This window comes from Shewanella sp. SW24 (assembly GCF_025653395.1).
In the GTDB taxonomy this organism is placed as follows: domain Bacteria; phylum Pseudomonadota; class Gammaproteobacteria; order Enterobacterales; family Shewanellaceae; genus Shewanella; species Shewanella oncorhynchi.
On record NZ_JAKKSH010000003.1, the window covers coordinates 179,286 to 192,513 of the forward strand.

The following is a 13,228-nucleotide window of genomic DNA, read 5'->3' on the forward strand; positions in this document are numbered from 1 at the left end:
CCATAGCATTTAATGCAAACAAAAGGAAATTTTTGATGAAGTTGTTAAGTTCTCAAGCTTCGCCCTATGCCCGTTGTGTAAGAGCCTTAATCCAGTATCTAGGGATTAACAATATTGAAGAGCAGTTAGTTAATCCCTTTGAAAACAGCGCAGAATTACTCGATGCTAACCCGTTAGGACAGATCCCGTGTCTTATTACCAACGATGGTGTAGCACTATTCGATAGTGAAGTGATCATGCGTTACCTAGATGCAGAGCTTGGCGATCGTAAGATGTTTGGGATCTCAAATAATAACTGGGTGCTGGAGTGTCAGTATTCTTTAGTCAAAGGCTTAATCGATAGCGCGGTGAAATTACGCCAAGAGCAAATGCGTGAAGAAGAAGGCGTGAGGTCAGTATTTTGGACTGCACGTTTTGAACAAGCACTGCTGCGCGGCCTTATGCAGATTGAGCTTCAAACTGTGATCACCCAAACCACGATTCAAGCACCGCAATTAGCTTTGATTTGCTTACTCGATTATGTGGATTTTAGACATCCAGAGCTAGATTGGCGTAAGGTTGCACCTGCGACAGCACTTTGGTTCAGTGAAATGCGTGATTTACCTGCATTTATTCAAACTCGTCCCCAATAATCCGCAGAGGATGCTCAACCATCGGTTGCGCGTCTTCCTTTTGGCCTATCACGGCGATTTTGTTCACCAAAAGCGCCGAATAATTCACGAGTAACCCCATATTCTACTCTGCGATCATTGCCTAGTTGGCGCCTGTCTTCATGGTGTTGATAGCGGCATTGGCAGTTTGCCATAGTGCATTCTTCCATCGGAATTTCGGGCGCATCTTTCGATAAAAATCGTTTTCCAGAAAGCGCTTCAATCTGCTCACAGCAACTGCCGTTATTCACAATGCTCACACTGTGAAAACTGTGAGTTTTATTAATACTGGGATCTGCAGCTTGAGAAGGGTGTTTATGTCTTTTGGGACTAGTATTGAGTTTGAATAAGCCAAATAGCGCAATTGCGGCTACGCCTAGCAGCAAAACAGTTAACATAACGCCTCCTGAAAGCATTTTTATCAAATTAAGGTTCAGTTTAGTTTGATTTGAGATAATCTCAAATTTTCAGATTAATACCATTAAAAACATAAAGTTAATTAGCTGCTTGCTCTCAAGTTCTGTATCCATTACTCTTGCGAAACTGATAAGCATTATCATTAATGCGTTAGTGTTCAAATTTTACTGAACACGTCATCACTTTGGGGAGAATTCGGTAATGAAATGGGTAACTTGCGCGGCTGTTGTTGGGTTAATGTCGGTTGGGCATTCAGCGAATGCAGATGATAAATTAACCGTTTATTCTTATCGTCAAGCTTTCTTGGTGGAGCCTATCCTGACGCGTTTCACCGAAGAAACTGGCATAGGTGTGAATTTGGTATTTGCTAAAGACGGTATTGCCGAGCGTCTCGTCCGTGAAGGCCGTTTATCCCCAGCAGATCTTGTGCTGACGTCTGATTTTTCACGTTTAGTTGAATTAGTGGATAAAGATCTAACCTCTCCAGTCAAAAATCCCCTGCTAGAGAGCAATATTCCTGCGCAGTATCGCGATCCCGACGGCCAGTGGTATGCCCTGACTATGCGGGTGCGAAATCTCTATACAGCCAAGGATCGTTTAGGCCAGCAGCAATTGACCTATGAAGAATTAGCCGATCCCAAATATAAAGGAAAGATTTGTACTCGCAGTGGTAAGCATCCATACAACATAGCGTTAGTCGCATCTATGATTGCTCATCACGGTGAAGCAGAGGCAAAAACTTGGTTACAAGGCGTGAAAACTAATTTAGCCCGCAAACCTCAGGGGAACGATAGGGGGCAAATTGCCGCAGTAAAAGAAGGTGTGTGTGAGATCGCCATTGGTAATAGCTACTATTACGGCAATATGTTGCAGGATCCTGAGCAAAAGGCGATCGCCGAAGCTGTGACGCTCAACTTCCCGAACCAAGCTGACCGCGGTGCCCATGTGAATGTGTCTGGCATGGTACTAACTCGCCATGCGCCTAATAAAGCCAATGCGATCAAATTGATGGAGTTCTTATCCGCCGATGTGGCTCAAAAGGCCTATGCCGATGTGAATATGGAATATCCAGTGAAAGCCGATGTGGCACCTTCATCTTTAGTGGCCTCATGGGGTAAGTTTAAGTCAGATCAGTTACCCATTTTTAAGTTGGCAGAATATCACCAAGCGGCGGTTAAGCTATTAGATGAAGTGCAGTTTGATCTCTAGCTCCAGTGCTAGCGACAAAATGCAGATTTAGGTTATCAGCGCCAGTGATTGGCGCTGTGACGTTTTAAGGATTGACATGATTTTAGGATTAGCCAGAAGCTGGTCGCTTGCTGGTTATGCCGTGGCCGCCTTGCTGGTATTGCCACTATTTGCGTTGATATTTCAAGCTTTTCAGCCTGACGAAGCCGTGTTTGGGCACTTGATGGCAACGGTTCTGCCGACATATATCATTAATAGTTTATTGCTGATTTTCTGGGTGAGTCTGGGGGCGTTATTACTCGCGTTACCCTGCGCTTGGTTGATGGCTCGTTGTGACTTTGTCGGCAGGCGATATTTGCAATGGGCGCTATTATTGCCCCTCGCTATGCCTGCGTATATTGTTGCCTACGTCTATACCGATTTACTCGATTATGCGGGGCCAGTGCAGCGCGGTCTTCGTTCGATATTTGGCTGGGACTCACCGCAGGATTATTTCTTCCCCGATATTCGTACCTTAGGCGGCGCGGCGTGTATGTTGTCGCTGGTATTGTTTCCCTATATTTATCTCTTGGCGCGTACCGCTTTTATGGAGCAATCCTTAAGTTTGGCGCATGCTTCGCGCATTATGGGCTGTTCACCGTGGCAAAGTTTTTGGCGTTTATCTTTGCCTATGGCAAGGCCTGCGCTCGCCGTTGGGGTGGCTTTAGTGGCGATGGAGACGGCCGCTGATTTTGCAACGGTTAACTATTTTGCCGTGCCTACTTTAACGACAGCCGTGTACGACACTTGGTTGGGTTATGGCAATTTAACCGCCGCCGCTAAGTTATCGGTGATTATCTTGCTGGTGGTATTTAGTCTGATTGGATTTGAGCGTTTTGCCCGTCGTAAACAGCAGTTATTCCAAAAACAATCACGTATACAAGTCACTGACTTGTATCGACTCTCGATGACTCAAACCTTGGTCGCACTCAGCTTTTGCGGCATGCTATTGCTATTAGCCTTTCTGTTACCTTTCGGGATTTTATTATCCTATGCCATTGGTTACTTTGAACAAAGCTGGGATAAGAGTTTTTGGCAATTGAGTCTTAACAGCCTCAGTCTTGCGCTGATCACCAGTTTACTCTGTTGCTTAATCGCCTTACTGCTTATGTTCGTTCGCCGGATAAGCCCAAGACAGAGTGATGCTTTGCCCTCACGGTTAGCTTCGACGGGCTATGCCTTACCAGGCACTGTGCTGGCTATTGGGGTATTAGTGCCTTTAACTATGCTAGATTTTGCGATTAACGATCTGGCGGATCTTGTCGGCATAGCAGGTCCTGGTCTTATCCTTACAGGCAGTGTGATGGCATTGATTTTTGCTTTTTGTGTGCGTTTCGTGGCAATTGCGATTGGCAGTGTTGAAAGCAGTTATAAACGCATCTCGCCATCGCTAGACATGGTGAGCCTGACCATGGGGCAAACTCCTAGGCAACTTTTGCGGCGGGTGCATTTGCCTTTACTTGCCAAGGGATTGTTTGCGGGCGCTTTATTGGTGTTTATCGAAAGCATGAAGGAACTGCCCGCTGCGTTATTGCTGCGGCCTATCGGCTTTGAGAATCTTGCAACTTATGTATTCCAGTTTGCGTCCGATGAAAAACTCGAGCACGGCGCATTAGCTGCTATTGTGATTGTACTGGTGGGTTTAGTGCCGCTTATTTATTTAAACCGTTCATTGGAGCATCACAGCTGATGACAAGTACGCTCAAGCTTAAGCAAATTCATAGCGATTATCAGGGCCAGCAAGTACTTAAAGGTTTGAGTTTAACGCTCGCCCAAGGGGAAATCCTGGCGTTGTTAGGCCCAAGCGGTTGTGGCAAGACGACCTTATTACGTGCGGTTGCTGGATTACAGGCCATAAGCCAAGGTGAAATCCAGATTAATGGCCGCATAGTGAGTGGCGATAGCCAGTTTGTACCTAGCGAGCAGCGCGGCATCGGCATGATTTTTCAAGACTATGCGCTTTTCCCTCATTTGACTGTGGCGGAAAATATCCTCTTTGGGGTGGCTAGATTGTCGGGCGCAGAACGTCAGGCACGTTTGGATGAAATGCTAGCCTTGGTCAAACTTGAAGGGTTGGCACAGCGTTATCCCCATGAATTATCTGGCGGTCAGCAGCAGCGAGTTTCGATTGCGCGGGCACTTGCCTATGAGCCGCAGTTATTGCTGCTCGATGAGCCTTTTTCCAATATTGATGCCCAAGTGCGCTACGAGATGATGGCGGAAATTCGCAGCATCTTAAAACAGCGTAATGTCAGCGCGGTGTTTGTTACTCATAGCAAGGATGAAGCCTTTGTATTTGCAGATACTTTAGCCATCTTTAATCAAGGCATCATAGTGCAGCATGGTAGTGCCGAAGCCTTATATGCCGCCCCAAACAGCCGCTATGTGGCGGACTTTTTAGGTAGCGGTAATTACTTACCTGCAGCAGTGTTTGATGGGCACAGTGTTGTCACTCCCATAGGTCATTTAACGAGCCTCACGCCATTAAATTTGCCGAGCGAGTTCAGCGGAACAGTATTCTTGCGACCACAGCAATTGACGCTCAGCGCCGATGAACAGGGCGTTGGTACTATCACTGAGCGACGTTTCTTAGGCGCCTTTTGTCATTATTGGGTCAAAATTGAAGCCGCTTCCCATGCTTATTATGTGGAGGTGCGTAGCCAAATGATGCAGCTCACTATCGGCCAAAAAGTTGGGGTAACGACTGAGCCGCATTCGCTCGTGTTGTTTGAATCTTCAGCATATTCAAACTGTGGGGACCCAATCTAAGCGATGAGTATTTATTTAATGCAGATATGACATAGCCAACTAAAGTACGACATTTTTGCTTACGTTTAACTTGGGTCTATGCGGTATTGGTTGGTGATATTTTCGACCATCCTTGCTACTTTTATCCTCCGGTTTTGGAGGAATTATGATAAAAACAATAAATTCAATTTGCACCCTCGTTATTGTAGCAACGGCAATATCGTCTTCAGGAGTGATGGCCATGGATAGGATCACAGGTAAAGCCTTCGCAACGCGATCAGAAGTGTATGCAACCCAAGGGATGGCGGCGACCAGTCAGCCTTTAGCCACGCAAGTCGCTATTGATATACTCAAACAGGGCGGCAGTGCGGTCGATGCAGCGATTGCCGCTAACGCTATGTTAGGATTAGTCGAGCCAACGGGCTCGGGTGTCGGTGGGGACTTATTTGCTATCGTTTGGAGCGCAAAAGATAAACGCCTCTATGGTCTTAATGCATCGGGGCGCAGTCCCAAATCCTTAAGTTTAGAAAAGCTTAAATCCCTCGGATTAGACTATTTACCGCCGCTTGGACCTTTGCCAGTTTCTGTACCGGGTACTGTTGACGGTTGGTACGAGCTGCATAATAAGTTTGGTAAATTAGCTATGGCCGATAACCTCGCGCCTGCAATTCATTACGCCCGTGATGGTTTCCCTGTGTCAGAGTTGATTGCCTATTACCTTGATGGCAGTGGTAAAAAACTGGCTAAATTCCCCGGTTTTAAAGAAACCTATATGCCTAATGGTAAGATGCCTACCGTAGGGGAAATCTTTAAAAATCCCGCGCTTGCTAACACCTATGAGAAAATTGCTAAGGGCGGCCGCGATGCTTTCTATAAAGGTGATATCGCCAAAAGTATCGATAAGTACATGAAATCCCAAGGTGGTTATTTAAGTTATGATGACTTAGCGAGCCATACTAGCGACTGGATAGATCCCGTTTCGGTGAACTACCGTGGTTACGATGTGTGGGAACTGCCACCTAATGGTCAAGGCATTGCGGCGCTACAAATCTTAAAAACCATGGAACCCTTTAATGTGGCTGCCATGGGCTTTAATAGTCCTGAATATGTCCATTTATTTGTCGAAGCAAAGAAACTCGCCTTTGCTGACAGAGCTAAGTTTTATGCCGACATGGCCTTTAATAAAGTGCCCGTTACCGAGCTTATCTCACAGAAATATAACTATGATCGCGCTAAGTTGATTGACCCTACAAAAGCCGCCAAGAGTGTCGATGCGGGTAATCCAGCGTTGCAACATGGCGATACTGTGTACCTGACTACCGCCGACAAAGATGGCAACATGGTGTCACTCATTCAGAGTAATTACCGTGGTATGGGTTCAGGGATGACACCGCCGGATCTCGGCTTTGTGCTGCAAGACCGCGGGCAGATGTTTGATTTAACGGAAGGGCGTTTTAATACCTACGCACCGGGCAAGCGTCCATTCCATACCATTATTCCGGCTTTTGTGACCAAAGACGGTAAACCTTGGCTGAGCTTTGGGGTGATGGGCGGCGCGACTCAGCCACAAATGCACGCGCAGATTGTAATGAATCTGATTGATTTTAAAATGAACTTGCAAGAAGCGGGCGATGCCCCCAGAATTTTGCATATGGGTTCAACCGAGCCCACAGGCGAAGTGATGAATGATGGCGGCTACGTTAGTCTGGAATCAGGTTTTCCGGTAGAAACCCGTCGTGAGTTGATTAAGAAAGGCCATGTACTGCGTGATGGACTTGGGGAGTTTGGTGGCTATCAAGCCATTGGATTTAATGCAGAAACCGGCGTATATCGTGCGGCCTCTGAGAGTCGCAAGGATGGTCACGCCGCGGGTTATTAACTTCAGCGTCACGCTAAGGTAAGCTTGAGGCAGAGTAAGCTTTGCTTCATTTATTCGATTTAACTGATTGGCGAGACTTTAATGGTCTCGTCAATTTTTATGTTTAAGGGCCTTGGGTGGGATAATGCTCCGCTATTGGCATTATCATAAACAGATCAGAGCAAACTGTGCGTTAGTTAATGTCATTTTTAGGTAAAGTTGCGGATAATATTGCCGAAAATGAATTTAGAAAAAGGGTGATAACCAAATGGATATTCAAAATATGCCGCGTGAACAGTTGGGTGTGTGTGCAGAGGGGAACTTACACAGTGTCTATTTGATGTTTAATGCCAATGACAATGTCGAGTCGCAATTACGTCCCTGTCTTGCCAACGTTGCGCAGTATATTTATGAGCTGACAGATCAATATTCCGACAGTGCATTCAATGGTTTTGTTGGTATTGGTGCTAATTATTGGGATAGCCTCTATCCTACTGCTCGCCCTGAACTGCTTAAACCTTTCCCTGCGATGCAAGTGGGCAGTCGTGAAGCACCTGCAATTGAATATGATTTATTCGTGCATATTCGCAGTGATCGTTACGATATTCTGCATTTAGTGGCTAATGAAATCAGCCAAATGTTTGAAGATTTAGTGGAGTTAGTTGAAGAAGAGCGTGGCTTTAGATTTATGGATAGCCGTGATTTGACTGGTTTTGTCGATGGTACCGAAAACCCTAAGGGGCGTCACCGCCAGGAAGTGGCACTTGTGGGTGATGAGGATCCTGAGTTTAAGGGTGGCAGCTATATTCATGTGCAAAAGTATGCCCATAACTTGAGTAAGTGGCATAGATTACCAGTTAAAAAACAAGAGGATATTATCGGCCGTACTAAGCAAGATAATATCGAGTATGAATCTGAAGATAAGCCACTGACCAGCCATATCAAGCGCGTTAATCTTAAAGATGCCGATGGTAAGTCAATGGAGATCCTGCGTCAGAGTATGCCCTATGGTTCGCTGAAGGAGCAGGGATTAATGTTTATCTCTAACTGCCGCACGCCAGAACATTTTGAAAAGATGCTGCATAGCATGATGTTTGGTGATGGCGAAGGCAATCATGATCACTTGATGCATTTTACTAAGGCGATGACAGGTTCATCTTTCTTTGCCCCCGCACTGGATTTTATGCTGCAGTTCGACGAATAAGCTTTCTATAATCAAGCCGAATTAGTATCAATCGAGACGCACTTAAGCTAACGCCTAAGTGCGTTTTTTTATGCTAATGCGCGGGAACCCATTTTTTGATATCGAGCTGCCATTGCAGGGCGGTGAAATCGATAAAGGCGCGCACTAGATTTTGCTGATAACTGCGGGACAAATATACCGCCCACAAGGTTTGGCCTGGTGTCGTAAATTCGGGTAGGACTTCTTTGAGTTGACCACTGGCAAGGTATTGGTTAGCTAAGTCACAGGGTAAACGCACTATGCCATGTCCACGTAGCGCCGCACTGACCAACACTCCCATATCGTTAGCCCTAAGATTCCCTGTAACTTTGACGTGCTCGGCTTGCAGTTCTTTTAGAAAAGGCCAGTTTTGTTGCGCTGAGTGTATGAGGCAGTTGTGGGCCAGCAGATCAATGGGTTCGAGGAGTGGCGTTGCGCTATCAAGATAGCTCGGCGCTGCGCAAAGTACCGCATCTATGGTCATCAAACGCCGAGCTATGAGATTCTCATCGGGTTGCTCGGTATAGCGTAGCGCCACGTCGACTCTCTCATCTACCAATTGCGCAAAACTGTCCGACATCACCAGTTGAATGTTGACCTTAGGATGAATTTTAATAAAGCGATCAACGACATCAAACAGACTGTGCTGCCCAAGGCCAATAGGCGTAGCGATACGAATACTGCCTACCAGTTCACTGTTATGGCTGTGGGCACGACTCTCCATGGCAGCAACTTCACTTAAGATCCGCTGGCAAAATTGTAGCGCTTCCTCACCCTGCAAAGTCAAGCTGGCGCTGCGCGTGGTGCGGTGTAATAAGCGTAAACTCAACCACTGCTCCACTTCTTGAATATGACGGGAAACCTGCAGGCGGCTGAGGTCTAAATGTTCGGCAGCTTTGGTAAAGCTGCCACAGTTTGCGACTTCGACGAAACTGCGTATAGCGGCAATTTTATCCACATTAGTATCCTATATTGAAACAATCATGCTCAATTATTGATGTTTATTAGGTGAAAAACTGCAAGTAAACTGGATCCAATGTAAATCATCTGAGTGAGACAATGAAATGAAAATCGCAATTTTAGGTGCAACGGGTTGGATCGGTGGTGCAATTTTAAAAGAAGCACAGAGTCGTGGATATCAAGTGACAGCGTTAGTGCGTGACCCAAGCAAGTTATCCGTGGCTGACGTGGCAGTACGTGCCGTGGATTTAGAGCTGCCATTGGTCGCCGATACTTTTGCTGGCGTAGATGTCGTGATTGCCGCCGTTGGTGGCCGCGCCCAACAAAATCATGGTCTAGTGGCGAGTACGGTTCAGCATTTACTGGATGTGCTGCCTAACGCTAACGTGCCACGTTTATTGTGGGTCGGTGGTGCTGGAAGCTTAGAAGTGGCGCCGGGTGTGACGCTGGTCTCTAGCCCAGATTTCCCTGCAGCATATAAAGATGAGGCGTTAGCTCAGGGTGAAGCCTTGAAGGTATTCCGTGCGGCGCAAACGGCAATCAATTGGACGTTTGTGAGCCCAGCGGCTGAGATTTATCCCGGTGAGAGTGAAGGCCCGTACCGTCTTGGTGGCGACAGCTTCTTTACCGATGCTAATGGTCAAAGCCGTATCTCTGTAACCGATTACGCAAAAGCCATGGTAGATGAAGCCGAAAAGGGCGCTTACCCAAACCAGCGCATCAGTGTGGCTTACTGATATCGCTATAGTTGAGTTAGAGATTGTGAGTTAGATATTGTGCTGGAATGTGTAACGTAATCGGGACAATGGCCAAATAACCAGCGCGGTATTGCACTTCAAAATGTATTGATAAAATAGAACAGGTCAGCTCACTGACCTGTTTTTTTATTCTGCATAATTGAATAAAGATTTGATGGTTTCTAAGGTATCGGCGATATCTTGGATGCTCGATGGGCAAATGAAGATAGTGTCGTCACCGGCAATCGTACCCAAAATGCCTTCTGGTTTACCAATAGAATCCAACAAGCGGGCTATCAGCTGCGCGGCACCTGGGCTAGTTCGCACGACGATCATAGCTTGGTTGTGATCGACGTCGAGTACCAAATTCTTCAGTGGGCTACCCGCGGTGGGTACGCCTAATTCGGCTGGTAAGCAATACACCATTTCTTGCTTAGCGTTGCGAGTCCGCACTGCGCCGAACTTGCTGAGCATGCGTGACACTTTTGATTGGTTAATATTACCAAAGCCTTCAGCTTGCAAGGCGGTGACGATTTCACTCTGAGAGCCAAAGCGCTCTTCTTTTAAAATCGACTTAAAAATTCTAACAAGGTCATCCTGATTCTTGGTCGTTTGCATAATATTATTATTCGTTATTCAAAAAAACAGGCCCATTTTGAATATTTTTAGAAAAATTGTCAACAAATAACCAGATTGGTTGAATAAAAATTCACTAGCTCTCAGTGGTTAAGTGTTTGTAGGGGGCGTAAAAATCCCAATTTGAGTAATTGTTCTACATTGCTTCTGCGTTATTCCGGAATTCTTTTGTCCCACGACTAAGGGATAATTGAAATTGTTGTGACATTCCAGTAATGTGACGCCAACGCAAATTAGATCCATGTCACACATATCCGAGAAATAACGGAGATAACTATGAAAGTTGCTGTACTTGGTGCTGCTGGTGGTATCGGCCAGGCTCTTGCCCTACTGTTAAAAACTCAATTGCCTGCGGGTTCACAATTGTCTCTATATGATATCGCACCGGTAACTCCGGGTGTTGCGGTTGACTTGAGCCACATTCCAACTGCTGTTGAAATCAAAGGTTTTGCTGGTGAAGATCCAACGCCTGCCCTAGTGGGTGCTGACGTTGTTCTAATTTCTGCTGGTGTTGCGCGTAAGCCTGGTATGGATCGTTCCGATCTGTTCAATATCAATGCGGGTATCGTTCGCAACCTGATCGAAAAAGTAGCGGCAACTTGCCCTACGGCTTTGGTTGGCATTATCACTAACCCAGTCAACACGACTGTGGCTATCGCTGCAGAAGTGATGAAAAAAGCGGGTGTTTATGATAAGAACCGTCTGTTCGGTATCACGACTCTAGACGTGATCCGTTCTGAAACTTTCATCGCCGAATTAAAAGGCCTGAACGTTGCTGACGTTAAAGTGAATGTGATCGGCGGCCACAGCGGCGTGACCATTCTGCCATTACTGTCTCAAGTTGAAGGCGCGACTTTCACTGACGAAGAAGTGGCAAGTTTGACGACTCGCATCCAAAACGCGGGTACAGAAGTGGTTGAAGCTAAAGCCGGTGGCGGAAGCGCGACTCTGTCTATGGGTCAAGCGGCTTGCCGTTTCGGTCTGTCTTTGGTTCGTGGTCTGCAAGGCGAAGCTAACATCGTTGAATGCGCCTATGTTGACGGCGGCAGTGAGCATGCTGAATTCTTCGCACAACCTGTGCTGTTAGGCAAAAACGGTATTGAAAAAGTACTGCCTTACGGTGAAGTGAGTGCATTCGAAGCTAACGCTCGTGATTCTATGTTAGATACGCTGAAAGGCGATATCAAACTAGGCGTTGATTTCGTTAAATAATATTTTGGATAATCTTTTTAGATTATGACGAATTAAAAACGGAGCCATTGAGCTTCGTTTTTTTATGCCTGGGTTTTATACTTTACTAAGCTAATTCAGTTGATCAGCGGCGCTTAGTGGGAATTTGGCAGTTATCATCGCAGCGGGCTTTGCCCGTCAGTAAATAAGAGATGCGATATCTGTGTTTTGCGAATCTGAGATAGCACCAATCGGCCACAGTTTTAATCACGGGCAGGCGTAATAGTTGGATCCAAGCGCGTGTTCCTGTCAGTGCCCACGCTTTGCAAGTGACATCTAACCCGAGTAACACTTCGCCCGTTGCGGTTTCGCCATGGAGAATCGTATTTGCGTAGTCTTTATTGATATGGCTGAAGCGCTCATTAAAGTCTGGCGCATTTAAATCCTCAAGCGCAATCAAGTTCTTCGGATCGCGCGCTTTCAATTGACGCATTTCGGCGCTACATAATGGACAATTCCCATCGTAAAAAATCCGCAGTTCCATCGGTATTACCTCTGATGACTTGATCACAATACTTGGTCTAAGCTCTTGGCTTGAGTACTTAAGCTTGGTTTTCTTCTACCCTATACGCAGAATAAAGGGTTTTAGATCGAAGTGATTGTAGAACGGTTCAGCCCCCTCATTTGGCTTTTTGTTAGGTTAAATTTAAATGAGTACAGTAACATCTTGGTTATTCATTAGTTTAACTTGATTGCTGATTTTTAAGTGCACAAGGTAAAGCCTGACAAATAACGACTCAAAAGGATAGGTATGACATCTCCCATCATAATCACAGGCGTAGGTAAACGCATAGGTTACGCCTTAGCCAAACATTTTCTCGCCCAAGGTCAGCGCGTGATTGGTACTTATCGCAGCCATTACGCTAGCATTGATGAGCTTACCACCTTAGGTGCGACCCTGTATCCCTGCGATTTTTATGACGATGCCCAAGTGCAATCCTTAATTGATGAGTTAACTCAACAGCCTCAAGTTCGCGCCATTATTCACAATGCCTCGGACTGGCTGCCTGATCCTGTGCTTACAAAGAATGAGTCTTTAAAGAGTGCCACTTTTACAATGAGTGAAGTGCTGCAGCGGATGATGCAAGTGCATGTGAGCGTACCCTATCAGTTGAACTTGGCCTTAGAGGCGCAGCTACGTGCGGCTGCTGGCGATGAAATCGGCGGCAGTGATGTGATTCATATTACTGACTATGTGGCAGAGAAGGGCAGTCAGAAGCATATCGCCTATGCCGCCAGTAAAGCCGCGCTGCACAATATGACGCTATCCTTTGCCGCCAAATTTGCGCCCGAGGTCAAAGTGAATTCGATTGCGCCTGCGATGATCCTATTTAATGCGGGTGATGACGCTGCCTATCAGCAAAAAACCTTAGCCAAAGCGCTGTTGCCGAAAGAGGCGGGGAATGAGGAAATTATCGACTTAGTGGAATATCTGCTGAATAGCCGCTACGTCACTGGTCGTTGCCATAATGTCGATGGTGGCCGGCATTTAAGGTAGAGAAGGCTCTAGAACGCCACTGCATGGCTGTAGAATCTAGCTTCT

The 13,228-nt window shown here is 46.2% G+C and carries 13 protein-coding genes; 9 read left to right on the forward strand and 4 right to left on the reverse strand.

Annotated features, from left to right (window positions below):
• Positions 1-35: 35 nt before the first annotated feature.
• Positions 36-632: a glutathione S-transferase N-terminal domain-containing protein gene (locus tag L5M17_RS04865; RefSeq protein WP_131525196.1), complete on the forward strand. Its 597-nt coding sequence runs from the start codon at positions 36-38 to the stop codon at positions 630-632.
• A 14-nt stretch (positions 633-646) separates the two neighbouring features.
• Here the strand turns inward: L5M17_RS04865 and L5M17_RS04870 are convergent, their stop codons facing one another.
• Positions 647-1,048 (reverse strand): hypothetical protein, encoded by a 402-nt coding sequence (locus L5M17_RS04870; RefSeq protein ID WP_263145613.1) that lies wholly within the window; start codon positions 1,046-1,048, stop codon positions 647-649.
• Positions 1,049-1,268: 220 nt separating this feature from the next.
• Between L5M17_RS04870 and L5M17_RS04875 the strand changes: the two genes are divergently transcribed.
• The 5 genes from L5M17_RS04875 (at position 1,269) to L5M17_RS04895 (ending at position 8,104) form a co-directional block, all read left to right on the forward strand.
• Positions 1,269-2,276 (forward strand): Fe(3+) ABC transporter substrate-binding protein, encoded by a 1,008-nt coding sequence (locus L5M17_RS04875; protein ID WP_131525198.1) that lies wholly within the window; start codon positions 1,269-1,271, stop codon positions 2,274-2,276.
• 76 nt (positions 2,277-2,352) lie between these two features.
• Positions 2,353-3,984 carry an ABC transporter permease gene (locus L5M17_RS04880; RefSeq protein ID WP_263145616.1) on the forward strand — a complete coding sequence of 544 codons (1,632 nt, stop codon included), beginning with the start codon at positions 2,353-2,355 and terminating at the stop codon, positions 3,982-3,984.
• Entirely contained in the window at positions 3,984-5,063 is a 1,080-nt protein-coding gene (locus tag L5M17_RS04885) for an ABC transporter ATP-binding protein (protein WP_105250215.1), read from the forward strand. Before L5M17_RS04880 ends, L5M17_RS04885 begins: the two co-directional genes overlap by 1 nt.
• A 145-nt stretch (positions 5,064-5,208) precedes the next feature.
• Positions 5,209-6,921, forward strand: coding sequence for a gamma-glutamyltransferase (ggt, locus tag L5M17_RS04890; protein WP_263145619.1), 1,713 nt, complete (start codon positions 5,209-5,211; stop codon positions 6,919-6,921).
• Positions 6,922-7,168: 247 nt separating this feature from the next.
• A complete protein-coding gene (locus tag L5M17_RS04895; RefSeq protein WP_113939098.1) occupies positions 7,169-8,104 on the forward strand; it encodes a Dyp-type peroxidase in 936 nt (311 codons plus the stop codon).
• A 73-nt stretch (positions 8,105-8,177) separates the two neighbouring features.
• Here the strand turns inward: L5M17_RS04895 and L5M17_RS04900 are convergent, their stop codons facing one another.
• Positions 8,178-9,080, reverse strand: coding sequence for a LysR family transcriptional regulator (locus tag L5M17_RS04900; protein ID WP_113939097.1), 903 nt, complete (start codon positions 9,078-9,080; stop codon positions 8,178-8,180).
• 106 nt (positions 9,081-9,186) lie between these two features.
• Here L5M17_RS04900 and L5M17_RS04905 point away from each other — a divergent pair, with 106 nt between their 5' ends.
• Positions 9,187-9,819: an NAD(P)-dependent oxidoreductase gene (locus L5M17_RS04905; RefSeq protein ID WP_263145621.1), complete on the forward strand. Its 633-nt coding sequence runs from the start codon at positions 9,187-9,189 to the stop codon at positions 9,817-9,819.
• Between the two features lie 147 nt (positions 9,820-9,966).
• Here the strand turns inward: L5M17_RS04905 and argR are convergent, their stop codons facing one another.
• Positions 9,967-10,437, reverse strand: a complete 471-nt coding sequence (gene argR / locus L5M17_RS04910; RefSeq protein WP_006080175.1) for a transcriptional regulator ArgR — start codon at positions 10,435-10,437, stop codon at positions 9,967-9,969.
• A 294-nt stretch (positions 10,438-10,731) separates the two neighbouring features.
• On the opposite strand from argR, the gene mdh reads away from it, so the two are divergent.
• Positions 10,732-11,667: a malate dehydrogenase gene (mdh, locus tag L5M17_RS04915; RefSeq protein ID WP_105250210.1), complete on the forward strand. Its 936-nt coding sequence runs from the start codon at positions 10,732-10,734 to the stop codon at positions 11,665-11,667.
• Between the two features lie 103 nt (positions 11,668-11,770).
• Here the strand turns inward: mdh and L5M17_RS04920 are convergent, their stop codons facing one another.
• Positions 11,771-12,169, reverse strand: a complete 399-nt coding sequence (locus L5M17_RS04920; RefSeq protein WP_219233866.1) for a thiol-disulfide oxidoreductase DCC family protein — start codon at positions 12,167-12,169, stop codon at positions 11,771-11,773.
• Between the two features lie 267 nt (positions 12,170-12,436).
• Between L5M17_RS04920 and folM the strand changes: the two genes are divergently transcribed.
• The gene (gene folM, locus L5M17_RS04925; RefSeq protein ID WP_263145624.1) at positions 12,437-13,183 is read left to right on the forward strand and encodes a dihydromonapterin reductase; all 747 of its coding nucleotides are present in this window, start codon (positions 12,437-12,439) and stop codon (positions 13,181-13,183) included.
• The last annotated feature ends 45 nt before the right edge of the window (positions 13,184-13,228 follow it).

Bases quoted from the DNA above. Each gene is read 5' to 3' on its own strand.
- L5M17_RS04865 (WP_131525196.1), top strand. From the start codon at position 36: ATGAAGTTGTTAAGTTCTCAAGCTTCGCCCTATGCCCGTTGTGTAAGA.
- L5M17_RS04870 (WP_263145613.1), bottom strand. From the start codon at position 1,048: ATGTTAACTGTTTTGCTGCTAGGCGTAGCCGCAATTGCGCTATTTGGC.
- L5M17_RS04875 (WP_131525198.1), top strand. From the start codon at position 1,269: ATGAAATGGGTAACTTGCGCGGCTGTTGTTGGGTTAATGTCGGTTGGG.
- L5M17_RS04880 (WP_263145616.1), top strand. From the start codon at position 2,353: ATGATTTTAGGATTAGCCAGAAGCTGGTCGCTTGCTGGTTATGCCGTG.
- L5M17_RS04885 (WP_105250215.1), top strand. From the start codon at position 3,984: ATGACAAGTACGCTCAAGCTTAAGCAAATTCATAGCGATTATCAGGGC.
- ggt (WP_263145619.1), top strand. From the start codon at position 5,209: ATGATAAAAACAATAAATTCAATTTGCACCCTCGTTATTGTAGCAACG.
- L5M17_RS04895 (WP_113939098.1), top strand. From the start codon at position 7,169: ATGGATATTCAAAATATGCCGCGTGAACAGTTGGGTGTGTGTGCAGAG.
- L5M17_RS04905 (WP_263145621.1), top strand. From the start codon at position 9,187: ATGAAAATCGCAATTTTAGGTGCAACGGGTTGGATCGGTGGTGCAATT.
- argR (WP_006080175.1), bottom strand. From the start codon at position 10,437: ATGCAAACGACCAAGAATCAGGATGACCTTGTTAGAATTTTTAAGTCG.
- mdh (WP_105250210.1), top strand. From the start codon at position 10,732: ATGAAAGTTGCTGTACTTGGTGCTGCTGGTGGTATCGGCCAGGCTCTT.
- L5M17_RS04920 (WP_219233866.1), bottom strand. From the start codon at position 12,169: ATGGAACTGCGGATTTTTTACGATGGGAATTGTCCATTATGTAGCGCC.
- folM (WP_263145624.1), top strand. From the start codon at position 12,437: ATGACATCTCCCATCATAATCACAGGCGTAGGTAAACGCATAGGTTAC.